The sequence below is a fragment of the Nocardia sp. NPDC057455 genome, assembly GCF_042802775.1.
In the GTDB taxonomy this organism is placed as follows: domain Bacteria; phylum Actinomycetota; class Actinomycetes; order Mycobacteriales; family Mycobacteriaceae; genus Nocardia.
In genome coordinates this window covers 49,938-74,234 of the sequence record NZ_JBHVDM010000015.1, presented here as the reverse complement: position 1 = coordinate 74,234, position 24,297 = coordinate 49,938, and the positions used below count along the sequence as shown (strand labels likewise).

Below are 24,297 nucleotides of genomic sequence, written 5' to 3'. Positions count from 1 at the left end.
GCGGTACTCGCGGTGGCGGTGGCCGCAGTCGTCACCGTGGTTGCTATCCGGGACGACGCGCCGCACGACCAGGTATCGCAACCGACGACGGCATCGGCGAATCCGTCCGACCGGCCGACTGTCGAATCGTTATTCGCAACCTCTGGTAAGGACTCTTTCGGCCATCGCTTCGATGTTTCGAAAGACCCCGCCGGGCAAGCTCTTTCGCAGTCGGGCGTGCCCCGGACGCCGACCGATCCGGAGTGGCGGACCGGTGCGCCCGGCGGGACGAATCAGCCGGGCGGTTGGCAACAGGTGTACGGCGGTCCGATCATTCCTTTCTCGACGACCGATGGACCGGCGCGCATCGATAACGGTGTGCCATCGGGCTTCGCCAAGACCCCGCAGGGCGCCGCGCTGGCCGCCGAGCAGATCTACTGGAGGACCGTGGCACGACCCACTGACCACACGCTGTGGCAGCAGTTGGTGATCCTCGCGCCCGAGGAACTCGCCGATCGGGAGCGCAAGATCGCCGAGGGTAAAGTGCCCGACGTCTTGCCGGAGAGTGCCAAACCACTGCTGTACGCGTCCGACGCTTTTCGAATCGAAAGCTATGGAGACGATTTCGCTGTTGTTCGTGTCGCCCGTAAGACCCGTGAGTTCTTGCACGGCGGGCGAAGTTGGGTGGCCATGAGACTCAACGTGGTATGGCGTGACGGTGGCTGGAGACTGAAGTCGTCCGCGGGCGACGCACAGCCGCTCGAGACGATCGGCTCGATCGATGGGTGGACACAATGGTGAGGCGGCTAGTCACAATCCTTGCGGTCATCTTCACAGTGATGATCGCGACTCCGACCGTGGCCTACGGCCAGACATACGGCTTCGACGATACGTGCAACGAAATCCACGACACTCTCGACGGTGTCGGACTGCCCGGCTTCAGCCTCGGCGACGCCGCGTCCGCCGCGTGCAAGGCGGGCAATGCCGCCTCGCATCCGGACAAGGCGGCGACGGCGGTGAAGGACAAGGCCTGGGATTCCACCTTCGGCAAGGTGGTCGATTCGCTGATGAACGGTCTCGGCGAGGCCATCATCCTGGCGCTGACCTTCTGGATGAAGGTGCCCAACGAGGCGGCCAGCGATTCCGGTTCGCTGTTCACCAAGATCAACGACTACACCTATCAAGCGCAGATCCTGCTGTTGATAGCGTCGGTGATCCTCTCCGGGGCGCGATTGGCCGAAGCCAGACGCGGGGCCACGATGAACGAGGCGGCCGAATCGTTCCGAATGTTCACCCGCGTGGTGTTCAGCTCCTGGATGCTCGGTGCGGTGATCGTCGCGGGCACGCAGGCGTCGGACCGCTTCGCGGAGTGGATCATCGACGACTCGACCAACGGCAACGCCAAGGACCTCGCCGAGCTGATGGTGAAAACCAGCAAGCTGCAGGCCTTTTCGCCGGGACTGGTGCTGATCATCGCGATCGTCGGCCTGCTCGGCGCGCTGGCGCAGATCGTGCTCGCCATCGTCCGGCAGGGTCTGCTGGTGATCGCGGCCGGGGTGCTGCCGCTGGCGGCGGCGGCCTCCGGCATGAACATCGGCAAGCAGTCCTATCAGAAGCTCATCGGCTGGATCATCGCCTTCATGCTGTGGAAACCGGTGGCGGCGATCGTCTACATGATCGCGTTCACCACGGCGGGGCACGTCGACTCGCTCACCCCGACGGGCGGCCTGCCCGACGGTGAGCAGGCCCAGCGCATGCTGGTCGCGATCGTGCTGCTGTGCAGCGTGGCGTTCGTGCTGCCCGCGCTCATGCGACTGGTCACTCCGGCCGTCGCGATCGTCGGCAGCGGCGGTTCCGGTTTCACCGCGGCCGGCGGCACCCTGGTCGGTGTGGCGGCCTTGGGCGCCATGGGCACCAAGGCGGTCGGCGTCAAGGGCACCGCGGCTCCGGGTAGAGCCGGTTACGTGAGCGGCAGCGGCACCGGCCCGCGTCCGGGCGGTGCGGGTGGACCGCGCGGCGGCGGCGCGCCCCGGCCGACCCCACCGCGTGGCGGCGGCGGCCCACAGGGCGGCGCGGCTCCGCGCGCCTCCGGTCCCGCGGGCGCGGCCGGAGTACCGTCCGGAGCGGCCAGGGCGGCCGGCCGGATCGGCGCGGCGCGCGCCGCGAGCGGTGGGCTGAACCGGGCCGACCAAGCCATGGGTGACGTCGCGGGCGATCGCTGGACGAACCGTTCACCCGACCTCGGGAGGAGCACCATTCCGCGATGACACTCACCGACACCTACGAGCGGCGCTCGTACGGACTCTGGCAGAAGCCGCGCAGCGCGGGCCTTTTCGGTCTGCGCTGGGAGGAAACCGTGCTCGGCTTCGCGGTCGTGATCACGGCGTTGATCACCGCGATGGTCGGCGGCTTCCAGTGGGGTGTGATCGTCGGCGGCATCGGTGTCGTCGTGATGGTCCCGCTGGTGTGGCGGACCGGAGGTCGTTCGGGCTACGAGACGGGATTGATGATGTTCAACTGGATGCGCTCGCGCAATCGTGGCGAGCACGTGTACCGCGGCGGCCGCTTCTCCCGGATCCCCGGCGGCGTCACCCGCCTGCCCGGACTACTGGCGCCGTCGAAGTTGTACGAGGGCATCGACGCGGGCGGTTACAGCTTCGGCATGATCCACCTCCCGCAGTTCGCCCAGTACACGGTGGTGCTGCGCGCCTGGCCGCAAGGCCATGAGGCGGTGGACCAACCGGTGATCGACCGCTGGGTCTCGGCGTGGGGCACCTTCCTCGCCTCGGTCGGCCAGACCAGCGACATCGTCGCCGTGGTTCCGGTCATCGACACCGTGCCGGAGACCGGAAACCGCTTGCTCACCGAGGTTTCCACGATCACCAGGCCGGAGGCGCCGGAGCTGGCCCAGCAGGTGATGTACGAGCTGGCCACCGAGCTGCCGCAGGAGCGGGTGCAGTTGCTGCCGCGGGTGGCGATCACGTTCAAGGCCACCACCGCCGAGCGCCGCAAGAACCCGGCGGAGGAGGCCGTCGAGATCGGCCGTCGCCTGCCCGGTATCTGCGCCGCGCTCGCGGAAGCCGGTGTGCGCGCGCAGCCGATGTCGGCCGACGAGGTGATCTCGTTCATCCGCCGCAGCTACGATCCCGCCTCGCAAGCCGACCTGGAGGTGGCCGCGGGCGAACTCGAGGGGCACGGCCTGGACTGGGCGGACGCGGGCCCGGTGTCCCATGACGAGAAGTGGGATCACCTGGTGCACGACGGTGGCCGCTCGGTCACCTGGGAGATGGACGCCGCTCCGGAGGGCGCGGTCGACGAGCGGGTGCTGCAGCGGCTGCTCGCACCGAATCCCGAAGTTCCGCGCAAACGTATCGCGATCGTGTACCGTCCGCACTCAGCCGCCGACGCCGCCGAAATCGTCGACGACGATTTCAAGAACGCGTTGGTGGCTCAACAGAGCGAACGCGGAGTCGTGTCCGCGGCGGCGACGCTGCGGGTGGGCGCGACTCAGCAGGCCCGCGAAGAGCAGGCCAGGGGTCACGGTGTGACCCGCTTCGGGGCGCTGGTGACCATCACCGAGCCCTTGCGCGGTGACCTGCCGCGTATCGAAGCCATCACGCGCGACCTGTCGACCCAGGCGCGTCTGAAGATCCGGCGGTGCTACCGCTACCAGGCGGCAGCCTTCGCGGCCTCCCTCGGGTGCGGAGTGATCCTGCCGGAACACGCGACTATTCCGAAGGCACTGGCGGGGTGAGCGATTCATGGCACGGGACTACGAGCCACCCGTACGGGAACGGGACGAGGACGCACGCCGCAGGCGGCTCGAGCAATCCGGACGGGACGAGTGGGGACAGCGGCCCGAGCGGCGGCGCCCCGCACGGGATTCGGCGCGGGTGAACGACGAGGACCGGCCGGGCGTCGACACGTCCGACCGGCGGCCGTCCGAGCGGCGCGCGCGATCGGGCGCGGGCCGGCCCGACGGCGCGCGCGCTGACCGGGCGCACGCCGACCGGTCTCGCGGCGAGCGGAACTCGCGCATGTCCCGTGAGGCGGTCACCGAGCGCATCGCCGCGCGGCCGGATCGCAACGGCGCCAGGAACGGTCGCGTGGCACGGCCCGCGAAGGTCGACTACACCGCCGACCGCGCGATGGGCGCCCCGAAGACGGACAAGGCGGCCCGCCGCGCGAAGGCGAAGGCGGATCGGCGCAAACAATCCGGGCCACCGCTGCTCGACGACGCCACCCGCGCCAAGCTGGAGATGATCGCCCGGGAGGGCAGTGGGCTGCGGGCCGCGTTCGCGCAGTTCCGGGTCCGCACCGACGACATCCGCCGTCGCAACTACGCGGCCCGCGCGGAGCAGACCATCGAGGACGGGTTCGACCGCAGCACAGCGCAACTCACCGACCGCGGCTACGCGGGACCGGGCGGCGGCCGGATGAACGTGGTCGGCCGCCCGGTCGAGTACCGCGCCACCACCGCCCAGGTCGCGGGCTTGTGGCCCTGGTCGGTCGGCGCGGGCGCGCCGCTGATCGGCACGCCCCTCGGTTCGCATCTGCACACCGGGGCGCCGGTGTGCTTCGACCCGATGAACTGGTTCATGCGCGGCAGCTTCATCACCGCGCCCAGCCTGTTCGTGCTCGGCCTCAACGGTTTCGGCAAGTCCTCGCTGGTCCGCCGGATCGTGCTCGGCGGCATCGCGCAAGGAATCACCCCGTTGATCCTCGCCGACGTGAAACCGGACTACCGCAAGATGGTCGAGCTAGTCGGCGGCCAGGTGATCGACCTGGGTTACGGGCACGGCAAGCTCAACCCGCTGGCGGCGGGCGTACTCGGTGCGGTCGTTCCGCGGCTGGAAGAGTTCCCGGCTCTGCAACTGCAGGTGTTGCAGGACCTGCGGGCCCGGCAGGTGACGTTGATCGCGGGCTTGGTCGAACTGGTGCGCGGCGACCGTGTCCGCGATTACGAGGAGACGCTGATCTCCACCGCGCTGCGCATCCTCTACCGGCCGGGCAGCGGATACACCCCGGATCAGCCGCCGATCATGGAGAACCTGCTCGAGGTGATCGTCGGCGGCGGTGAGGAATTGATGCTGGACGCGGGGGCCGACGACCTCGCGGAGTACCTGGAAGCGATCAAGGGGCTGCGCCGCTCCCTCCGCGCGCTCACCCAGGGACCGTTCGGCGCCGTCTTCAACGGTCAGACCACCGTGCCGATCGACACCAGCGCGGTCGCGGTGTGCATGGATGTCTCACATATCCCGACCGGCGACAAGAAGCTCAAGGCCGCCGTCATGCTGGCCTGCTGGGCCGACGGGTTCGCCTCGGTCGAGGCCGCGCACGTGCTCGCCGACGCGAAGCTCGGCCCGCAGCGCTATTTCCAGGTGGTGATGGACGAGCTGTGGCAGGTGCTCGGACTCGGCGACTTCATGGTCGACCGCGTCGACGAGCTCACCCGATTGCAGCGCGGCATCGCCACCGCGCTGATCATGATCAGCCACACCATCAAGGACTTGCAAGCGCTCGGATCGGAAGCCGCCATCGCGAAGGCGCTCGGCTTCCTCGAGCGGGCGCGCGCCAAGATCTTCGGCGCGCTCCCGGCCGAGGAGATCAACCGGCTGGACAGCACGGTTCCGTTCACGTCGGCCGAGGAGGAGATGGTGACCGGGTGGTCCGCACCGCAAGCGCTGACCGGCGAGGCGCTCAAACCGGGACAGCAGCGCCCGTCCCCGCCCGGCACCGGTAAGTTCCTGCTGAAGATCGGTGAGGACCGTAGGCCCGGTATCCCGTTCCACATGGAATTCACGCTGTCGGAGAAGGAAAGCGGGATCCACGACACCAACCAGCGTTTCAGCGAGTTCACCGAATCGACGTCGCGCGGAACGGATTCACCGGGGAGCGCCGCATGATGCCGCACCGGTCCTACCGTCGCGTCTCGCCGGAGGTGCGCCAAGCGGCGGTCGAACAGGTCATCGCCTTGACCGGCAAGCTGCGCAGTGAATCGGAGGCCTGCCGCGTGGTCGCCGAACAGATCGGTGTGCACACGAACTCGGTGCGGAATTGGGTTCGGGCGGCCGAAGGCCCCGGTCTGGAGCGGATGGACGCGACCGCGCTGCGGCGCAAGGTCGCTGCGCTGCAACAGCAATTGGCGGCCGCCGCCGAGATGAACCGCACGTTGGCCGACACCCTCAACGAAGCCCGGCGCCGGACGTGAACCCGGGCTGCGCGCGGCCCGATGCCGGAGTGCGGCGATGAGCGGCAAATCGGTGCTGTGGACGGCGCTGGGCGCGGTGCTCGGACTGGTGACCATCGTGCTGGTCATCGTCATGCCCGCCGTCGACGACGCCTGCGAGGGCGGCTCCGTCCTCGGCTCGCAGTCGGTGCTTCCGCCGCTGGGCGGTTACGCGCCGGGCGATCGGCGCGCCGCCGCGACCGCAAGTCCCGGCGCGACTCAGACCAATCCGGCGGCGACCGCCACGCCCTCATTGGCGGCGGGAGCGGGTCCGCTGCGCCGCACGTTGCCGATGGCCACCGGAACCTTCACCGTGTCGGACACATTCGGTTCGCGCGGCGGCGCGCACAGGGGCGTCGACCTGGCCGCACCGGACGGTACGCCCATCTTCTCGGTCTCCGACGGCCGCGTGGTCGCCGCCGGTCCGGCGTCGGGATTCGGCAACTGGATCGTCGTCGATTCGGTGGACACCAACGGCCGCTCGTACTCGGCGGTCTACGGCCACATGTGGGACTCCGGCGTGCTCGTCCGGCCGGGGGACACGGTGGCCGCCGGGCAGCACATCGGCGCAGTCGGCTCGGCGGGTGAATCCAGCGGCCCCCATCTGCATTTCGAGATCGTCCCGGGTGGCCGGTTCACCGGCGGACGCCAGATCGATCCGTTGCCCTGGTTGGACGGCGCGCCGACGCCGGACGTCGGCGGTGCCCGCGCCTATTCCAGCGATCCGCGCTGCAGCCTCGGCTTCGGCACCGTCGGTGGTGCGCTGGCCGCGGGCAAGGTGCCGGAAGAGCTGGAGATCTGGTACCGCCGGGCGGGTTCTCTCTGCCCGCAGATCACGCCCTCGCTGCTGGCCGCGCAGGGCAGGCAGGAGTCGGGTTTCCGGCGCGGGGCGACTTCGCCCGCCGGGGCGCAGGGCCTGGCGCAGTTCCTGCCCACCACCGCGGTGAGCATCGATCCCGACGACGGTCGGCCGTACGTCATCGACGCCGATGGCAACGGCGTGGCCAGCGTGTGGGACGACGGTGACGCGATCATCGGTCAAGGGCGCTATATGTGCGCGATCGCGCACAAGATCCAGCAGTGGCAGGCCGAGGGCAGGGTGCAGGGCGACATCGTCGCGCTGACCCTGGCGGCCTACAACGCGGGCGAGGGCGCGGTACTGGCGTCCGGCGGCATGCCGAACCAGGTTGCCGCGCATTACGCCGAGACCCAGCCGTACGTGCGCAACATCCTCACGATGGAAGCCCAATACCGAGCGCCGGGTTCGACCGGCCGTTTCACTCCCGGGCAGGGTTCGACCGGTGAACAGATCGTCGAGGCCGCGCACGAGTGGCTCGGCACCCCGTATGTCTGGGGCGGTGGTGGGCCCCAGGGGCCGAGCGGCGGGGGGCTGGACGGACCGGGGTTGACCGCGGCGGCGGTGTTCGCGGCGTCGTCCGGCACGGTGACGCTGCCGCGCACAGCCGAACAGCAATGGGAGGCGGGTGCGGAAGTGCCGATGCGGAAAGTGCAGCCGGGAGATCTGGTGTTCAGTTCGTTCGGTCCGCGTGGGCCCGCGCAGGTCGGCATCTACGTCGGCAACGGTCGGATGATCCAGTCGGTGCCCGGTGCGGACGCCCGCTCGTCGGGCGGCGTTTCGGAAGTCGCGGTGCCGGGGGACGGACGGGTGAGGAGGGTGCTGTGAGCGGTGACGGGCCCGAACACGCGGCGGCGGAACTGCCGCGACACCCCGGAGTGCGGCTAGCCTGGATGGATAGAGCGAATGCACGCGCGAAACTGGTGGTGATGCTGGTGATGAGCGTCGCGGTGCTGGGTGCGGCCTGTGGCCGCGCGGACCGCGCGGACACGGGATCCGATGCGGCGCATCCCGCTACGTCCACACCCCGATTGCTGGAAGGCGCGCCCGCCCCCGACCCGGTGACGCCCGACGGCGTCGCGGTCGCGGCACTGCGGGAGATCTACAGCTGGCAACCCGCCACCGAGACGCAGGGCGCATCCCTGGGCCGGGCGCGGAAGTTTCTCGGCCCCAGCTTGATTCGTATGCTGGATGCGGCGCCGACCGCGGTGGAGACGCCGAAGTCGACGCTGCAGTGGGCGGATTGGGCGAGGGAGGGGGCAGACGTGGAGGCGTTCACGTTCGCGTCCGGTGAGAAGGCGCCGGCCCTCAGTGACCCGAACGTGCAGCAGTTCAAAATCGGGATCGAGCAGACCGTCGTCTATCCGGACGGACGCAAGGAGCCGCTGCCGCCCGCGACGGTGATCGCCACCGTCGTGCGCACACCCGACGGCTGGCGGCTCGACGCATTCCGCTGACCACCCGCTTTCCGTACCGGACGGCCGACCCAGGAGGCACACATGGCGAAGAAGAAAAAGGTGACGGATCCGGCCATACCCGGACCCGACGTCAGCCTGCTACTGACCTACGCCGGCTTCGCGATCTTCGGAACCCTCTGGCTCGCACTGCATCTGGGCAACATGCTCGCCGGCAGCCCGCAGAAGGTCCCGTTCAATCCGATCGCCATCGCGGCCGATCTGGCGCGGGGCAGGCTGCAATGGCCAGGCGCGGCCACGGTGATCGTGTTGCTGGTGGTCCTGAGCGTCGTCGCATATCTGGTGATCCGCAAGGAGTTGCAGAAGCGCCGGTCCAAGGGCAGGCTGCCGGTGGACGACAAGGCCGACGTGATGGGCAACGGCGGCGCGATCTCGATGCTCACCGAGGCGGGCGTCCGGGAGAAGGCCGAGCAGCTGGGCGTGCGGCTCGGCTACGACGACGCTCCCGGCGTACCGATCGGCGTCGGTGTGGCCGACGGCGTGATGCTCTACGGTTCGTATGAGGATCTGCACTTGGACATCTGGGGCCCGCGTCAGGGCAAGTCGACTTCCCGGGTGATCCCGGCGATCCTCACCGCGATCGGTCCGGTGCTGGCCACCTCGAACAAGCGCGACGTGGTGGACGCGACCCGAGACGTCCGCGAGTCCAAGGGAAGTCCCACCTTCGTCTTCGATCCGCAAGGTGTCGCGGGCGAAGAGACGACCTGGTTCTGGGATCCGCTGTCCTGGGTGGACGCCAAGCGCGAGGGCTGCGAGATGCGCGCGGCACGATTGGCGGGGCACTTCGCCGATGGCGACGACGGCAGCGACAGCAAGACCGACGCGTTCTTCGATCCCGAGGCCGAGGATTTGCTGGCCGGGCTCTTCCTCGCCGCCGCGGTCGGTGATCGCAACGGCAGCAGGCCGATCGTGCAGGTGTGGGAGTGGGTGACCAATCCGCAGGACACCGAACCCATCGAGCTGCTGCGCGCCGCCCGCCATCACTACACTGCCTCGGGCCTGTCGTCGCAGTACAACACCGATCCACGCACGCGCAGCGGCATTTTCGGCACCGCCAAGAAGATGATCCGGTGCCTGAAACTGTCGAACGTGCACCCGTGGATCACCCGTGGCGGCGATCGCAGAGAATTCGACGAGCTGGAGTTCTTGGAGAACAACGGAACGCTTTACAGTCTGTCGCTGGAAGGCCGCGGATCGGCCGCGCCATTGGTGAGCGCGCTCACCGAGGCGGTGGTCGACGTGGCGATGCGCAAGGCGTCGCAGTCGGCCGGTGGGCGACTGGCGATTCCGATGCTCGCGGTGCTCGACGAGGCCGCCAACGTGGTGCGCTGGAAGGATCTGCCCAAGCAGTACAGCCACTTCGGCTCGCGCGGCATCGTCGTGATGACGGTGCTGCAGTCCTGGGCGCAGGGTGCCCGCTGCTGGGGCGAGAGCGGCATGAACGCGTTGTGGTCCGCGGCGAACATCAAGGTGCTCGGCAGCGGCGTGGACGACACCAAGTTCTTGCAGGAGCGTTCGGACGTGCTCGGCGACTACGACGCGATCTCGCAGTCGGTCTCCGAGTCCAAAGGCGGCAAGAGCTATTCGCGCTCGCTGGGTTCGTCCAAGACGTTCTCGGTCAACGGTCTTGCGACGCTGCCGCGTGGCCGGGCGATCCTGTTCCCCTCCGGCGCGCCCCCGGTGCTCATCCGCACCGTGCCGTGGTGGGAGGGTGACTACGCTGCCGACGTGAAGAAGTCCATCTCGCGTCACGACCCGCAGCGAAAGACGGAGATCACCGATCTGATCGGCGCGCCCTCGCTCAGCAAGTCGACGCCGCCGCCGGAATACGGACAAGTCGAGGAGGTTCGGCCGCTGTGACCGAACAGCAGCAACAACCGATGATCTACGCGAGCGTGGTGGAGTTCGTCGAGAACTACCTCAGCCTCGTCTACCGGCGGCAGGTCACCGATCTCAGTGACACGGTGTGGTGCCCGGAGTGGTGGCAGCACGCCGAGGCGGTCGCCCGGCTGGACGCGCTGTGGCGCGCCTGGGAGCACTACCGGCTGGACGGGCGCACCGGATTGAGCGTCTGGTTCCTCGATCACGCGGACCCGCACATGGCGAAACTGTTCGACCCCAAGGGGCCGTTCAAGTATTGCAGTGTGCGCAACGGCCACAAGGACATGCTCAGCCCGCTGCCCCTGAAGTCGCCGCAGCACGGGATGTTCGGCGATCCCACGGTGGGTGACTTCCGCACGTAACAGCCCGAACCGCAGCCGTTCTCGTGCTCGACCGAGGAAAGACGAACGCCCGCCGGAATACGGCGGGCGTTTGTTCGTCCGGCTACCTCGTGCGTTCCAGACCGCGGGATTCCTGTTCCCTGGCCCTGGTGACCGACGGCGCCTCGTCGGGGCGGGTGCGCACGGCCTCACCCGGTGGCTGTGCCTGCCCTACTTCGATCAGCATCCGCACCGCGGCCAGCTCCGGCGCGACACCCATCTTGGCCAGATGGGCCGCGATCGCCATGCGGCGTTCCTGGGAGTCGTACTGCATGGCCGGCTTGGCGGCGGCGTTGGCCGCCATACGGGATGCCTCGGCTTGCGCGGAGAAGCGGTCCTTCTCCAGGGACACGCCCTTTTCCGCGAGCGGCTTCTCGATCAGCCGGGCCAGCTCGGTGTTGCGCGGATCCTTGGCCTTCGCGTCGCGCGCCTCCCGGAGCTGCAATTCCTTGGCCTCTTTGAGCCGGGCCTCGGTGAGCTTGACGCGCGCTTCGGCTTCCTTCTGACCACGCTCGCGGGTCCGCAAGGCGACGAGCGTCGCAAGCTGCAACATTGTCCTCATCATGGCCGCGGTTTCCCGGCCGATGTCGTCCAGTTCCTCGGACATGGCTGCTCCCCGATGCTGCAGTGATCACTATGGATGATGTGGTGCTTCGTTACGGACGCCGCCACGCGAACTGTAGTCCCGTGCAGCGGGTCCCGCCTGCAAACGTGGACACCCGGAGAACTTGTGGTGCGGCACTTCCTGTCCGGGGGATCGCCCGGCCGAGGCCGTACTACGCCGCAAGAACTCCTTGTATCGAGATTACCCGACAAAGGTCGGCACAATCGAACGAGCGTGCCGCTTTATCAGCATATATCGCACATTTCCGGCGTGTCTTCTGGCGCGCCGGATGATCTTCGAACTGAGGGCATCCTAACCGAAGAAAGGTTCGACTATTCTCGCGCCGGCCGGACGGGGTCGGACAAGGCTCGGGCCCGCGGCCGGAGATCGGCGGCGGGCCCGGAGCGTCCGTGCTCAGCGGTCGATACGCACCGACTGGATCGTGACCGGCTGCTTGGGCTTCCCGTCGCCGGGACCGTTGGAGTCGTCCTGGCCCAGCTCCGCGATTTTGTCGAGCGTGCCGAGGCTGTTGTCGTCCACGGTGCCGAAGATGGTGTACTGCGGCGGGAGCATCGAATCCGAGTACACGATGAAGAACTGGCTGCCGTTGGTTCCGGGGCCCGCGTTGGCCATGGCCAGCACGCCGCGCTTGTACGCGATCGGCTCGGAGGTCGCCGCGGGATCATTCGGAGCGTACTGATCGGTGGGGTACTCGTTGTCGAATTCGTAACCGGGCCCGCCCATTCCGGTTCCGGTGGGATCGCCGCACTGCAGGACCTTCAAGCCCTCGCCCGCGGTCATGCGGTGGCAGCTGGTGCCGTCGAAGTAGTTCTGCGCCGCCAGGCTGACGAAGCTGTTCACCGTGCACGGCGACTCGGCGTTGTTCAGGGTCAGCCCGATCGGGCCCTGGCTGGTCTCCATGCTGACGCTGACCTTCGCGTCGACGCCGGTGGTGGGGATGCCGTCGGCCTTCGGCTTGGCGACCGGCTTGTCCGCGGGCTTGGCGCCGTCCCGGTAGGTGCAGTCGACCGTCGCGGGCTTGGCTTTCGCGGAGGGCGGCGCGGCTGCGGCGGGGGTGCTCGACAGCGCGGCGTCCGCGGCGTCGGAGTTGCTGCTGCTGTCGTCGCCTCGGGTCAAGAAGTACACCCCGGTCACGGCGGCGACCACGAGGACGACGCCGAGTACCGATCCGGCGATCGTGAGTTGCTTGCGCTTGCGCGCCCGCTCGGCCCGATTGGCGAGCTGACGTTCCAGCTTGCGTTTCGCCGCTGCTCGTCGCTGTTCGTTGGTCGGCACTACCACGTTCCTCCCGTATCCGGTTACATCGGGATAAGAGTGTGCCATTCCTTCCTGAGACTGCTCCGCAACCATCCTGAGAGGCGGTTCGGCCGATCGGTTGGACTTGCGGGGCCGTAGTGGTGGAAACTGGAGCATCGTGACCAAGACCAGCAGCTTTTCCGCCCCGAAAGGGGTACCGGACTACGTGCCACCCGGCTCCGCCGAGTTCGTCGCGGTGCGCGACAGCTTGCTCCGCGCCGCCCGCCTGGCCGGGTACGGGCATATCGAGCTGCCGGTCTTCGAGGACACGGGCCTGTTCGCCCGCGGTGTGGGCGAGTCCACCGACGTGGTCACCAAGGAGATGTACACCTTCCCCGACCGTGGTGATCGCAGCGTCACGCTGCGCCCCGAGGGAACCGCGGGTGTGATGCGCGCGGTCATCGAGCACGGCCTCGACCGGGGCCAGCTGCCGGTGAAGCTGTGCTACGCGGGTCCGTTCTTCCGCTACGAGCGCCCGCAAGCCGGCCGGTACCGGCAGTTGCAGCAGGTGGGCATCGAGGCGATCGGCGTCGATGATCCGGCACTGGATGCCGAGGTCATCGCCATCGCCGATGCCGGATTCCGTGGTCTGGGACTGGACGGATTCCGGCTCGAGATCACCTCGCTGGGCGACGAGACGTGCCGCCCGCAGTACCGCGAATTGCTGCAGGAATTCCTCTTCGGGCTCCCGTTGGACGAGGAGACCAAGCGGCGCGCCCAGCTCAACCCGCTACGCGTGCTCGACGACAAGCGGCCCGAGGTGCGCGCGATGACCGCGGACGCGCCGCTGATGATCGATCACCTGTCGGAGTCGGCCAAGGCGCACTTCGAGCAGGTGCTCGGTCACCTGGAGGCGCTGGGCGTGCCGTACGTGGTGAACCCGCGCATGGTGCGCGGCCTGGACTACTACACCAAGACCACGTTCGAGTTCGTGCACGACGGTCTCGGTGCGCAGTCCGGCATCGGCGGCGGGGGCCGCTACGACGGTCTCATGGCCGAACTCGGCGGGCAGCCGCTGTCGGGTATCGGATTCGGTCTCGGCGTCGACCGCACCATGCTGGCGCTGGCGGCCGAGGGCAAGTCGGCGGGCAGCCCGGCGCGCTGCGAGGTCTTCGGCGTGCCGCTGGGCGATGCCGCCAAGCAGCGACTGGTCGTGGTGGCCGCGCAGTTGCGCGCGGCGGGCATCCGGGTCGATCTGGCCTACGGCGGGCGCGGTGTGAAGGGCGCGATGAAGGCGGCCGACCGCTCCGGAGCCAAGTTCACCCTCGTACTCGGCGATCGTGACCTCGCGGAGAACACCGTCGGGCTCAAGGACATGGCCACCGGCGACCAGCGGCAGATTCCGCTCCCCGAGGCGGTCGGCGTGATCCGGGAGTCGCTGGCCGGGTAGGGAGTGGCGGGTGCGCGCGCCGCCTTCGGGTTCCGCCGCGCGACCGCCGGGTGCGCGATACTGTGCGCCGAACCCGTCGCGGGCGCGGTGTGCGGGCGGTAGCGTGACCGGCGCGCACACCAGCGGCGCCGGAGTCGCGAGAGGGCGGAGCAGTGTCCACGAATTCTGATGACCAGCAGGCGATCGCGCCGGTGGGGCTCGATCTGGTCGCGCCCGAGTTGTACGCGCCGATGTTGCGCCGCCTCGCGCTGGCCGCGTCGGGCATCGGCATCGGTGCGGCGCTGCTGGCCGCGACCGTGGTGAGCTGGCCGATCGCGGCGGCGATCGGCGTCGTCGTCGGCGTGCCCACCGTGGTGTATGCCGTCGCGCTTCGTCGGCGGCGAATGTGGGTGACCGGCACGATGATTCACGCCCGCAGGCTGTTCGGTGAACGACAGGTGGAGATGTCGGCGGCCACCGGAGTCGAGGTCCTGGTGTTCCCGGCCCGGTTGAGCAGGATCGCCCTGCGGGTCACCGCCGGGGAGATCTCGCAGGTTGTTCCGCTGGCCATGTACACCGACGCGGGCAGCGGCCGCGAATTACACCTGCTGGGGTTGCGCAAACTCGCGGATGCGCTGGCCGCCAGTGATCTGGCCGCGGCCGTAGCGGTTTCCGAGATGTTGCTGCACCAGTTGCGGGCCGAGGCGCGCGACGCGGGGCTGGAGGAACGGCCCCTGTATCGCGCCGTGCGGCTGGCGCGGGCGAAAGACGTGGTGTCGCCGATCGTGCTGACCGACACCGAGGTCGCCACACTCGCCTGACCCACTGTCTTCCGGGAGGCCGGGGCGGTCACTGTCGCGTAGCTCACCGTGAGCCTTCGGCGGCGGTGAGAGTGGCTAGGGTGGGCAGCAGGAATCCGCCGACCGCAAGGAGTTCGCCGTGAGCACCCCCGCTGGGCCCGTGACCGTCACCGTGACCGGAGCCGCGGGCCAGATCGCCTACGGCATGCTGTTCCGGATCGCCTCCGGCGCGATGCTCGGCCCGGACACGCGGGTGCGCCTGCGGCTGCTCGAAGTCCCCGCCGCGGTGGCGTCGCTGGAGGGCGTCGCGATGGAACTGGAGGACGGCGCGTTCCCGCTGCTGGATTCCATCGACATCAGCGACGACCCGTGGATCGGCTTCGCGGGCGCAGGCATCGCCCTGCTCGTCGGCGCGCGGCCGCGCACGGCCGGGATGGAACGCTCGGATCTGCTCGCCGCCAACGGCGCGATCTTCACCGAGCAGGGCGCCGCGATCAACGCCTGCGCCGCGGACGACGTGAAGGTGCTCGTGATCGGCAACCCGGCCAACACCAACGCCTTCATCGCCATGAGCAACGCGCCGGACGTGCCCGCCGAGCGTTTCACCGCCATGACCCGGCTGGACCACAACCGCGCCATCGCGCAGCTGGCCAAGAAGACCGGTGCGCCCGCCCCGGACATCGCGCGGGTCGCCATCTGGGGCAATCACTCGGCGACGCAATACCCGGATATCGCGCACGCCACCATCGCGGGACGTCCCGCCCTCGAGCTGATCGGCGACCCGGCGTGGCTGACCGAGGAGTTCGTGCCCACCGTGCAGCAGCGGGGCACCGCCATCATCCAGGCCCGCGGCGCGTCCTCGGCGGCGAGTGCGGCCAGCGCCGCGATCGACCACATCCACGACTGGGTGCGCGGCACCCGGGACGGTGACTGGGTCTCCATGGCGGTTCCCTCGGACGGCTCCTACGGCGTGCCCGAAGGCCTGATCAGCTCGTTCCCGGTCACCTGTGCGAACGGCGAGTACACGATCGTGCCCGATCTGGCGATCGACGAACTCGCCCGTCCCCGGATCGACGCCTCGGTCGCCGAGCTCGCGCAGGAACGCGGCGCCGTCATCGACCTCGGTTTCGCCAAGCGCGCCTGACCGCTTCGGTGGACGTTCGAACGCTCATCCGACTGTCCAGGTCTCGGGCCCGGTGAGCAAGGACTGGAGCGATTCCGGGCCGACGGGTTTCTTTTCACGGGCGGTGTCGGTCTGGTAGCGCACCGCGTCGTCGTACGTCGGTCGCGAGACGCTGCGGAAAATGCCGGTGACGACATGCTCGAGTCCTTGGTCGGACAACCGCGACAACGCGTAGGCGTACTCGGGGTCGTCGGCATAGGCGTCGTGCACCACGATGTCGGACTCCGCGACGCTGTCGGTGCGAGCCACCGTGAGCCCGAAACCCCGGCGTACGACGGCGAATTCGCTTGCGGCGCCGAACCGGATCGGTTCGGCGTGCCGCAGCGGGATGAGATGGTCCGCGGCGTTCTCGCGGCGCAGCACGTCGAACGAGCCGTCGTTGAAGATCGGGCAGTCCTGCAGGATCTCCACGAACGACGTGCCGCGATGCTCGGCGGCGGCGCGCAGCACCTCGGTGAGTCCCGCGCGATCGGAGTCGAGCGCGCGAGCGGCGAAGGTCGCTTCCGCTCCCAGCGCCACCGACAGGGTGTTGAACGGATGGTCCACTGAGCCCATCGGCGTCGACTTGGTGACCTTGCCCTGCTCCGAGGTCGGTGAGTACTGCCCTTTGGTCAAGCCGTAGATCCGGTTGTTGAACAGCAGGATCGTCATGTTCACATTGCGGCGCAACGCGTGGATGAGGTGATTGCCGCCGATAGACAGCGCGTCACCGTCGCCGGTCACCACCCAGACCGACAGATCCGGCCTGCTGACCGCCAACCCGGTCGCGATCGCGGGCGCACGCCCGTGGATGGAATGGATGCCGTAGGCCTCCAAGTAGTACGGGAAGCGGCTCGAGCAGCCGATCCCGGACACGAACATCAGATTCTCCCTGCGCAATCCGAGTTCGGCGAGGAAGCCGCGCACCGTCGCCAGGATTACGTAGTCGCCGCAGCCCGGGCACCAGCGCACCTCCTGATCGGAGGTGTAGTCCTTCACCTTCTGCGGTCCGTCCGCGGTCGGCACCCCGGACACACCGGTCAGTCCCAGATCGGTGCCGATCAGCGAGGTCTCCACGATGGTCATGCGTTACCCCCGGCCATGCGTTGAGCGGCTGCCTCGCCTGCGCTCGGCCCGGCGCAGGGCTTGGGACGGACTTCGTCCGGCAGTGTGGGATGAGCGGCTGCCTCGCCTGCGCTCGGCCCGGCGCAGGGCTTGGGACGGACTTCGTCCGGCAGTGTTGGTTGAGCGGCTGCCTCGCCTGCGCTCGGCCCGGCGCAGGGCTTGGGACGGACTTCGTCCGGCAGCGTCCGATAGGTGGCCCGCGCGCGTGCGGCGAAGACCTTGTTCTGTTCCATCTCCTCGATCGACCCGTCCAGCGCCGCGTCGATCACCCCGACCAGTTCCTGGGCGGAGAACGCGGTGCCCGCGATCTTCGTCCACGGCCGCACGTCGACCAGGTACTTCGCCCGCAGCAGCGTGGCCAGCTGGCCGCCGTTCATCTCCGGCGCGACCACGAGCCGATAGCGGCGCAGTACGTCACCGAGATCGGCGGGCAACGGATTCAGATGTCGAAGATGTGCCTGGGCGACCGGGACACCGCGCCGCCGCGCGCGCCTGCATGCCTCGCCGATCGGGCCATAGGAACTGCCCCAGCCGATCAGCAGCAGCTCGGCGGTGCCGTCGGGATCGTCGACCGCGAGTTCGGGGACGCCGATACCTTCGATCTTGGCTTGGCGCAGGCGGACCATGAGTTCGTGGTTGGCCGGGTCGTAGGAGATGTTGCCGCTGCCGTCGGCCTTCTCCAGGCCGCCGATGCGGTGGGCGCGGCCCTTCGTGCCGGGCACTGCCAGCGGGCGGGCGAGCGTGTCGGGATCGCGCGCGTACGGCTGGAACGGGTCGGCGTCGTCACCGGCCGGTTCGAAACCCGGGTCGATCGGCTCCAGCTCCGACACCTGCGGAATGGACCACGGCTCGGAGCCGTTGGCGATCGCGCCGTCGGACAGCAGCAGCACCGGAGTGCGGTAGGTCAGGGCGATCCGCGCGGCCTCGACCGCGGTGGCGAAACAATCCGCGGGGGAGCGTGGCGCGAGTACCGCCACCGGTGATTCGCCGTTGCGACCGTAGAGCGCCTGCAACAGGTCGGCTTGCTCGGTCTTGGTCGGCAGTCCGGTCGACGGTCCGCCGCGCTGCACGTCGATCACGACCAGCGGCAGCTCCGTCATCACCGCCAAGCCGATGGTCTCGCTCTTGAGCGCGAGGCCGGGGCCGGAAGTACTGGTGACGCCGAGCGCGCCACCGAGCGAAGCGCCCAGCGCGGCACCGATTCCGGCGATCTCGTCCTCGGCCTGGAAGGTGGTGACGCCGAAGTTCTTGTGCTTGCTCAGCTCGTGCAGGATGTCCGAGGCGGGCGTGATGGGGTAGGTGCCCAGGAAGACCGGCAGCTTCGCGAGCTGACCGGCGGCGATCAGGCCGTAGGCGAGCGCGGTGTTGCCGGTGATCTGGCGGTAGGTGCCCGGCGGCAACTTCGCGGGCGCGATCTCGTAGGTGGTGGCGAAGCTCTCGGTGGTCTCGCCGTAGTTCCAGCCCGCCCGGAACGCCAGGATGTTCGCCTCGGCGATATCCGGTTTGGCCGCGAACTTCTCCCGCATGAACTGCTCGGTGCCGCCGATCGGGCGCCCGTACATCCAGGACAGCAGGCCGAGGGCGAACATGTTCTTCGCTCGCTGGGCATCTTTTTTGCCGGCGCCGGTCGATTCGGTCGCGCCGAGGGTGAGCGAGGTCATCGGGACGCGGTGGACCACGAAATCCGACAGCGTCTCGTCGGCCAGCGGATCGGCGGCGTAGCCGACCTTGGCGAGGGCCCGCTTGGTGAATTCGTCGGTGTTCACGATGACGGTGGCGCCGCGCGGGAGATCCTCCAGGTTCGCCTTCAGCGCGGCGGGGTTCATCGCGACCAGCACGTCGGGCTGGTCACCAGCGGTGAGGATGTCGTAGTCGGCGATCTGGATCTGGAAGGACGAGACGCCCGGCAGGGTACCCTGGGGCGCTCGGATCTCGGCCGGGAAGCTGGGCTGGGTGGCCAGGTCGTTGCCGAACGCGGCAGCCTCGTGGGTGAAGCGATCGCCGGTCAGCTGCATTCCGTCGCCGGAGTCTCCGGCGAACCGAATGACGACCTTTTCCAACTTCGCTGTGCCGACATCGTTTTGGTGTGAAACCATATGCCTGCTTCACTTCCTCGTCGCTGAGAGGTGCCATCGCCAAACTACTCCGTCGAGTGCGGTGCGCGCCCCCGAAGCGCGCGGACCGGCGAGATTCGGCGATAGAGGCGTCAGGCGAACAATGCCAGCTGCGCGCCGGTCGTGTGCGCGGTTTCGGGTCGTGTCTCCGGTTCGGCTTGCCTGCGCGCCGTCAGACCGTGCTCCGCCAGCAGGGGGGCGACCCGCGAGCGCAGCCAGGCGGAATACTCCGGTGTGACGTAGGCGCCGCGGCGGTAGAGCTGACGGTACCGGCGCAACAAGGCCGGATGGTGCTCGGCCAGCCAGGACAGGAACCAGCCTTTGGTGGGGCCGCGCAGGTGCATGGGGAACGCGACGGCCGACTCCGCCCCGGCCTCGGCGATGGCGCCGAAGATCGCGTCCAGCTGGGCCTGTCCGTCCGTGAGACAGGGGATAACCGGCGCGACCAGGACGTTCACCGCGAAGCCCGCGTCGGTGAGCGCGCGAACCAGGTCCAGCCGGGCCCGTGGTGACGGCGTGCCGGGTTCCAGGCTCTGATGCAGCTCCTGATCGAGGATGGCGATGGACACCGCCAGGCTCACCCGCACCTCGCGCGCGGCCGAGGTGAGCAAGGGCAGATCCCGGCGCAGCAAGGTGCCTTTGGTGAGGATGGAGAACGGCGTGCCGGACTCGGTCAGCGCGCGAATGATGCCCGGCATCAAACGATATCGCCCCTCGGCGCGCTGATAGGGATCGGTATTGGTGCCGAGCGCGACCGGGTCGCGGTGCCAGGACCGTCTGCCGAGTTCCTTGCGCAGCACGGCGGCGACATTCGTCTTCACCACGATCTGCGAGTCGAAGTCGTGGCCCGCGTCCAGCTCCAGATATTCGTGCGTGCCGCGCGCGAAACAGTAGCGGCACGCGTGCGAACAACCGCGCATCGGATTCACGGTCCACTGAAAGGGCACGTTCGCGCCCTCGGGCACCCTGTTCAGTGCGCTCTTGCACAGCACCTCGTGGAAGGTGATGCCCTCGAACTCCGGCGTCCGCACGGTGCGCACCAGACCGGCCCGGGACAGCCCGGGTAAGGCGCCGTCCTCGGTGTCCAGGGTCTGGCTTTGCCACCGCACCCCATCAGTCGAACATGTGTTCTAATGAGGTGTCAAGCGATCTGTCTGGTGTCGGGCGGTGTGAGCCGGGCCGGGTCGGCGAAGAAGGTGACCAGATCGCGCACCGTGTCGTCGAGCGGGCGCGGCCGGTACCCGAGCTCACGTTCCGCCTTGCCGTGGTCGACGAGGGGTGCGGAGATCAGCGCGCCGAGCGCCGCCTTCGAGACGATGTCGGAGTTGAGCAGCTTCCCGATCGGCGCGAGCACCGGGATGACGCCGGATACCAACTTGGCGGGGATGGTGAACCTGGGCCCCCGCTTGCCGCCGTGCGTGGCGGCGATGCGGCACAACTCGAGCATCGAGATCATCGCTCCGCCGAGCAAGTAGTTCTCACCCGTTCGGCCGTGCTCTCCGGCCAGTACCAGGCCCTCGGCCACGTCGCGCACGTCGACGAGGTCGAATCCCCCGCCGATCATGGCGGGCACGCGCCCGAGCGCGGCGTCCTTGAGGGTCCGGTTGATGCGCGAGAGCGGCTTGCCGTAGTCCAGCGGACCGAAGACGCCGGTGGGGTTGCACAATACCGCGTCCAGGCCCTGGTCGATCACCTTGCGCAGGGCTACCTCGCCCGCCCACTTCGAGCGGTCGTAGACCGGCAGCGCGGGGTCGGTCGATCGCGGCGCGTTCTCGTCGATCCGGCCGCCGCAGCTGTACTGGTTGAACGCGTGGATCGAGCTGGCGTGCACCATCCGGCGCGCGCCGACGGCCAGTGCCGCCTCGGCGACCACCCGCACACCCTCCGTGTTCACCCGCCAGGCGGCATCGTTCTTCTCGGCCAGGGTGATCACCGCGACGAGGTGGTAGACCACCTCCGCGCCGTCCAGCGTGGCGCGCATCGACGCGGGGTCGAGCACATCGCCCTGCACCCAGGTGATGCCGGGCGCAGGCGCGGCGGGAATCGCCCGATCGATGGCGGTGACCTGATGGCCGCGCTCGGTGAGGAGGCGGAGCAGATTCGTGCCAAGGTAGCCGGCTGCGCCGGTCACTGCGACCTTCATGGGACTGAGAATATAGAACTTGTTCTAATTTGCAACACGTTCCAATTCTGCCCCGTTCGCCCTGCCGCTCGGCCCGTTCGGGCTCGAAACTTGCCGGTCGCGTCCGCTATATTGAGCGCAACCGTAGCGGCCCTTGCCGATTCGGCAGGGAGCCTGCGGATCACGACAACTTCATGACGCAGATCTGTACGACGATTTGGGGGGCAACTCGATGAGTGATCTCTCGGTAGAGACCGAAGCGGTCCGGGCGTTCGCCGCCACGAACGCCGGTATCGCCGGTGATCTCGCGGGGGCGGGCAATTTCGACGCGGTGAAGAACGTTTCCGCGCTCGTTCCGGTGTTCGGCTTGATCGGTGCCGACTACCTGGCGATGTTCGCCGCGGCGCAGGTGCTGCAGGCCAAGGACATCAACGATCTGTCGGCCAAATACGCGAAGCTCTCCGACTCGGCGTTCAACGCCGCCACGGCCTACGACGCGGTCGACTGGTCCAACGCGGGCGCGCTCGGATCGATCACGGGCCAGATCGGGGGCGCGGTATGAGACCACTCGACAGCGGCGTCATCGCGCCGGAGGGCCACGCCGTAGCGCACGCGGCCGAGCAGAACCTCGCCATCGGCCAGCAGTCCGTACTGGACGCACTGCAGAATGCACCCGCCCAGGCGGTACTCGACCTGCCGTTGCCGCAGCTGCCCGAAGATCTGCCGCCCATCGAGCCACCCGCTTTCGTGCTGGCGCGCAAGATCTCCGAGGATCAGCAGTCGGTCGGCGCCATGCCGTCCGGTCTGCCCGGACTGAACGGCGCGCCGGACGCCGAGAACGTTCTCGGCGTGCCGCACGAGGCGTCGGCGCTGCTCGGTGACATGAACACGGCGGTCGAGCACGTCGCGGCGCCCGCGGTCCAAGCGGCGCTCGATCAGGCCCCCGGTGTGTTGAACGGGGCATTCGCCGACGCGTCGAGCGCGGTCGCGGGCACGGTGAACCAGGCGGCGGCCGCGGCCGCCGCCCTACCACCGTTGCCGGCCGACCCGGTCGCCGCGCTGATGCAGGGTGTCGCGGTGCCCGCGCTCCCCGGCGTCGATCTGCTGATGAAGCCGATCCTGGACCTGCTCGGCAGCTTCGGCACCGGTGTCATCGGCGCGTTCGATCCGACCGCGATCCTCAGTCAGTCCTCCAAGGTCATCGAGATGGCCATGCAGGTCGGCAAGGGCAGTATGAGCACGGTCGAGCAGCTGTGGCAGAGCCAGGCCGCGCGCAACGCCCAGGCCGCCGGCCAGCAGGCGAACGTGGAGGGGCAGCAGACCGGCCAGCGGGGCATCGACATCTCCGAGCTCACCCAGCGCGCTGCCGCGGTGGTGCAGCAGGGCAACGCGCAACTGCTCGGCATCGCGTCGTCGTTCGCCACCCAGGCGACCGCGCTCGCGCCGGTGATCCTCACCCCGCCCGCCCAGGCGACGCTGATCGCCACGGCCACCGAACACCTGGGTCACGCCGTCGGCGTGGCCAACGCCACTCGCGGCGATCTGGCGGGCAAGACCGCCGAGCTCAGCGGCATGGTGCAGCAGCTGGTAGCGCCGGGCGGCGGGCCGGCGCCGCAGGAGGTCGCGCAGGCGCTGGCGGAGAACGTCGGCCAGCCGATCCTGGAGCAGGCGCAGTCGACCGCGTCGGACACCGCGACCAAGGCGGCCGGCCTGGACTCCGCCACGCCCGGGACGTCCACTCCCTCGACCACGCCGTCGTCGGTGCACACCACGCACAGCCCGACTACCACCCACGGCACGCCGAGCGGACTGCTCGGCAACAGTCCCGGCCGGCCCGGAAGCCCCAGCACGCCCTCGGTCCCCAAAGCCAGCGGCCTGCCCGGCACCACGGTCCCGCCGATCCGCCCGGTCACCGGCGTCCCTGGCACCTCGCTCGGTACCGGCATGCCCGCGAGCACCACATCCGCTGGCGCGAACAGTTTCATGGGAGGCCCGGCCGGCGCGGCGGGGCAGCGCGGCAACGACGATGAACACTCGCGCTCGGTGCAGCCGTACCTGAGCCCCACCGGCAACGACGAGCTCACCGGTCCGCTGGGCGAGTCCACGCCGGACGTCATCGGCGCCACGCACTCGGACGAGATCATCAGTTCGGACTACGAGCAGGACCAGTTCTGACGCGTCGCCGGAAATGCCACGCGCGGCACCCGGCCCGAACTGGATCATCGCGGTTTCGGGCCGGGTGACGAGCGAAGGTCAGTTGTCCTGCGCGAACGCGTCGAGGAGCTTTCGGTACAGGTCGGCGAAGCGTTTGCGTGCGGCCTGTTGCTCGGCGCCGAGCCCCGCGGTGGTATCCGGCGAATACACCACGAGATGCACGTCCTCCGACGGCGCCTGCGGCATGAAGTCGATGATCCGGCTGCTCTGATCCGTGGCTGTCGGTACGCCGAGGTCCACTGTGGCGAGCGCTTCGGTCTCCGCCAGCGCCGCGTTCAGCACGTCGGGCGGGATGTGGCCGTCGATCCGCTTCGGTGGAGTCTCGGGCCGGCGCTCGGCGGCAACGGCGTCGGGGCTGCTGACCGCACGACCGTCGGCGAAGATCTCCAGCTGCGGGCGAAGGTCTGTGCGGGCCTGCCAACCGTCCGGAATGGTGGTCAGCGTGAACAGCGCCAGCGGCGCGGCGATCGGCGGTAGGGCGCTGGGGCGATCCAGGGCCGGGTCCGCCGTGGCGGCACCCGAGCCCGCAGCGACGATCAGCAGCACAGCCGACAGAACAGCTTTCGTTACTCGCATCGATCCCATCTTCCGGTACTGTCCGTGTCCGCCTGCGGCACAGGCGAACTGCCGTAGATCATGACAGCGCGCCGGCTCTCGGGAAGAACCGGCG

Annotated in this window: 20 protein-coding genes and 1 pseudogene; 14 read left to right on the top strand and 7 right to left on the bottom strand. The window is 68.9% G+C overall.

All coding sequences use genetic code 11. From position 1 onward, the window contains the following. Positions 1 to 12: 12 nt before the first annotated feature. From ACFU5M_RS08975 to ACFU5M_RS08935, 9 genes are all read left to right on the top strand, one after another. Complete coding sequence (locus tag ACFU5M_RS08975) at positions 13 to 780, top strand: hypothetical protein (RefSeq protein WP_379046198.1); 768 nt, start codon at positions 13 to 15, stop codon at positions 778 to 780. A gap of 38 nt (positions 781 to 818) precedes the next feature. Next, the gene (locus tag ACFU5M_RS08970; RefSeq protein ID WP_379046195.1) at positions 819 to 2,246 is read left to right on the top strand and encodes a hypothetical protein; all 1,428 of its coding nucleotides are present in this window, start codon (positions 819 to 821) and stop codon (positions 2,244 to 2,246) included. Continuing rightward, a complete protein-coding gene (locus ACFU5M_RS08965) occupies positions 2,243 to 3,733 on the top strand; it encodes an SCO6880 family protein (protein ID WP_379046192.1) in 1,491 nt (496 codons plus the stop codon). The genes ACFU5M_RS08970 and ACFU5M_RS08965 overlap by 4 nt, the downstream gene beginning before the upstream one ends. 7 nt (positions 3,734 to 3,740) lie before the next feature. Beyond that, positions 3,741 to 5,885: a hypothetical protein gene (locus tag ACFU5M_RS08960; RefSeq protein WP_379046188.1), complete on the top strand. Its 2,145-nt coding sequence runs from the start codon at positions 3,741 to 3,743 to the stop codon at positions 5,883 to 5,885. Then, complete coding sequence (locus ACFU5M_RS08955; protein ID WP_379046185.1) at positions 5,882 to 6,190, top strand: transposase; 309 nt, start codon at positions 5,882 to 5,884, stop codon at positions 6,188 to 6,190. The genes ACFU5M_RS08960 and ACFU5M_RS08955 overlap by 4 nt, the downstream gene beginning before the upstream one ends. A 37-nt stretch (positions 6,191 to 6,227) precedes the next feature. Then, on the top strand, positions 6,228 to 7,892 hold the full coding sequence (locus ACFU5M_RS08950; protein WP_379046182.1) for a peptidoglycan DD-metalloendopeptidase family protein: 1,665 nt from the start codon (positions 6,228 to 6,230) through the stop codon (positions 7,890 to 7,892). Between the two features lie 65 nt (positions 7,893 to 7,957). Next, on the top strand, positions 7,958 to 8,521 hold the full coding sequence (locus tag ACFU5M_RS08945; RefSeq protein ID WP_379046179.1) for a hypothetical protein: 564 nt from the start codon (positions 7,958 to 7,960) through the stop codon (positions 8,519 to 8,521). Between the two features lie 42 nt (positions 8,522 to 8,563). Continuing rightward, on the top strand, positions 8,564 to 10,399 hold the full coding sequence (locus tag ACFU5M_RS08940; RefSeq protein WP_379046176.1) for a type IV secretory system conjugative DNA transfer family protein: 1,836 nt from the start codon (positions 8,564 to 8,566) through the stop codon (positions 10,397 to 10,399). Then, on the top strand, positions 10,396 to 10,782 hold the full coding sequence (locus ACFU5M_RS08935) for a DUF4913 domain-containing protein (RefSeq protein ID WP_233060934.1): 387 nt from the start codon (positions 10,396 to 10,398) through the stop codon (positions 10,780 to 10,782). Before ACFU5M_RS08940 ends, ACFU5M_RS08935 begins: the two co-directional genes overlap by 4 nt. A gap of 82 nt (positions 10,783 to 10,864) precedes the next feature. On the opposite strand, the gene ACFU5M_RS08930 is transcribed toward ACFU5M_RS08935, so the two are convergent. Together ACFU5M_RS08930 and ACFU5M_RS08925 are read right to left on the bottom strand one after the other, a co-directional pair. After that, the gene (locus ACFU5M_RS08930) at positions 10,865 to 11,407 is read right to left on the bottom strand and encodes a hypothetical protein (protein ID WP_379046172.1); all 543 of its coding nucleotides are present in this window, start codon (positions 11,405 to 11,407) and stop codon (positions 10,865 to 10,867) included. Between the two features lie 411 nt (positions 11,408 to 11,818). After that, positions 11,819 to 12,700, bottom strand: coding sequence for a peptidylprolyl isomerase (locus tag ACFU5M_RS08925; protein ID WP_379046169.1), 882 nt, complete (start codon positions 12,698 to 12,700; stop codon positions 11,819 to 11,821). Between the two features lie 139 nt (positions 12,701 to 12,839). On the opposite strand from ACFU5M_RS08925, the gene hisS reads away from it, so the two are divergent. From hisS to ACFU5M_RS08910, 3 genes are all read left to right on the top strand, one after another. Beyond that, positions 12,840 to 14,111 (top strand): histidine--tRNA ligase, encoded by a 1,272-nt coding sequence (gene hisS, locus ACFU5M_RS08920; protein ID WP_379046166.1) that lies wholly within the window; start codon positions 12,840 to 12,842, stop codon positions 14,109 to 14,111. Between the two features lie 152 nt (positions 14,112 to 14,263). Next, on the top strand, positions 14,264 to 14,911 hold the full coding sequence (locus ACFU5M_RS08915) for a hypothetical protein (RefSeq protein ID WP_379046163.1): 648 nt from the start codon (positions 14,264 to 14,266) through the stop codon (positions 14,909 to 14,911). A gap of 118 nt (positions 14,912 to 15,029) precedes the next feature. Then, a complete protein-coding gene (locus ACFU5M_RS08910; protein WP_379046160.1) occupies positions 15,030 to 16,034 on the top strand; it encodes a malate dehydrogenase in 1,005 nt (334 codons plus the stop codon). Between the two features lie 24 nt (positions 16,035 to 16,058). On the opposite strand, the gene ACFU5M_RS08905 is transcribed toward ACFU5M_RS08910, so the two are convergent. The 4 genes and pseudogenes from ACFU5M_RS08905 to ACFU5M_RS08890 form a co-directional block, all read right to left on the bottom strand. Further along, a complete protein-coding gene (locus ACFU5M_RS08905) occupies positions 16,059 to 17,138 on the bottom strand; it encodes a 2-oxoacid:ferredoxin oxidoreductase subunit beta (RefSeq protein WP_379046157.1) in 1,080 nt (359 codons plus the stop codon). A 221-nt stretch (positions 17,139 to 17,359) separates the two neighbouring features. Beyond that, a pseudogene (locus tag ACFU5M_RS08900) lies at positions 17,360 to 19,273 on the bottom strand (2-oxoacid:acceptor oxidoreductase subunit alpha); the annotation flags it as partial. A gap of 110 nt (positions 19,274 to 19,383) precedes the next feature. Further along, complete coding sequence (locus ACFU5M_RS08895) at positions 19,384 to 20,400, bottom strand: Rv2578c family radical SAM protein (protein WP_379046154.1); 1,017 nt, start codon at positions 20,398 to 20,400, stop codon at positions 19,384 to 19,386. A 32-nt stretch (positions 20,401 to 20,432) separates the two neighbouring features. Next, entirely contained in the window at positions 20,433 to 21,434 is a 1,002-nt protein-coding gene (locus ACFU5M_RS08890) for an NAD-dependent epimerase/dehydratase family protein (protein WP_379046151.1), read from the bottom strand. Positions 21,435 to 21,645: 211 nt separating this feature from the next. On the opposite strand from ACFU5M_RS08890, the gene ACFU5M_RS08885 reads away from it, so the two are divergent. Together ACFU5M_RS08885 and ACFU5M_RS08880 are read left to right on the top strand one after the other, a co-directional pair. Then, a complete protein-coding gene (locus tag ACFU5M_RS08885) occupies positions 21,646 to 21,975 on the top strand; it encodes a type VII secretion target (protein ID WP_379046147.1) in 330 nt (109 codons plus the stop codon). Further along, positions 21,972 to 23,588, top strand: a complete 1,617-nt coding sequence (locus ACFU5M_RS08880; protein WP_379046144.1) for a hypothetical protein — start codon at positions 21,972 to 21,974, stop codon at positions 23,586 to 23,588. Before ACFU5M_RS08885 ends, ACFU5M_RS08880 begins: the two co-directional genes overlap by 4 nt. Before the next feature lie 78 nt (positions 23,589 to 23,666). Here ACFU5M_RS08880 and ACFU5M_RS08875 read toward each other — a convergent pair whose 3' ends face one another. After that, positions 23,667 to 24,203, bottom strand: coding sequence for a hypothetical protein (locus ACFU5M_RS08875; RefSeq protein WP_379046141.1), 537 nt, complete (start codon positions 24,201 to 24,203; stop codon positions 23,667 to 23,669). Positions 24,204 to 24,297: the final 94 nt, after the last annotated feature.

Coding starts and splice junctions, on each gene's coding strand:
- ACFU5M_RS08970 (WP_379046195.1), top strand. CDS start 819: ATGATCGCGACTCCGACCGTGGCCTACGGCCAGACATACGGCTTCGAC.
- ACFU5M_RS08965 (WP_379046192.1), top strand. CDS start 2,243: ATGACACTCACCGACACCTACGAGCGGCGCTCGTACGGACTCTGGCAG.
- ACFU5M_RS08960 (WP_379046188.1), top strand. CDS start 3,741: ATGGCACGGGACTACGAGCCACCCGTACGGGAACGGGACGAGGACGCA.
- ACFU5M_RS08955 (WP_379046185.1), top strand. CDS start 5,882: ATGATGCCGCACCGGTCCTACCGTCGCGTCTCGCCGGAGGTGCGCCAA.
- ACFU5M_RS08950 (WP_379046182.1), top strand. CDS start 6,228: ATGAGCGGCAAATCGGTGCTGTGGACGGCGCTGGGCGCGGTGCTCGGA.
- ACFU5M_RS08945 (WP_379046179.1), top strand. CDS start 7,958: ATGGATAGAGCGAATGCACGCGCGAAACTGGTGGTGATGCTGGTGATG.
- ACFU5M_RS08940 (WP_379046176.1), top strand. CDS start 8,564: ATGGCGAAGAAGAAAAAGGTGACGGATCCGGCCATACCCGGACCCGAC.
- ACFU5M_RS08930 (WP_379046172.1), bottom strand. CDS start 11,407: ATGTCCGAGGAACTGGACGACATCGGCCGGGAAACCGCGGCCATGATG.
- ACFU5M_RS08905 (WP_379046157.1), bottom strand. CDS start 17,138: ATGACCATCGTGGAGACCTCGCTGATCGGCACCGATCTGGGACTGACC.
- ACFU5M_RS08890 (WP_379046151.1), bottom strand. CDS start 21,434: ATGAAGGTCGCAGTGACCGGCGCAGCCGGCTACCTTGGCACGAATCTG.
- ACFU5M_RS08885 (WP_379046147.1), top strand. CDS start 21,646: ATGAGTGATCTCTCGGTAGAGACCGAAGCGGTCCGGGCGTTCGCCGCC.
- ACFU5M_RS08880 (WP_379046144.1), top strand. CDS start 21,972: ATGAGACCACTCGACAGCGGCGTCATCGCGCCGGAGGGCCACGCCGTA.
- ACFU5M_RS08875 (WP_379046141.1), bottom strand. CDS start 24,203: ATGCGAGTAACGAAAGCTGTTCTGTCGGCTGTGCTGCTGATCGTCGCT.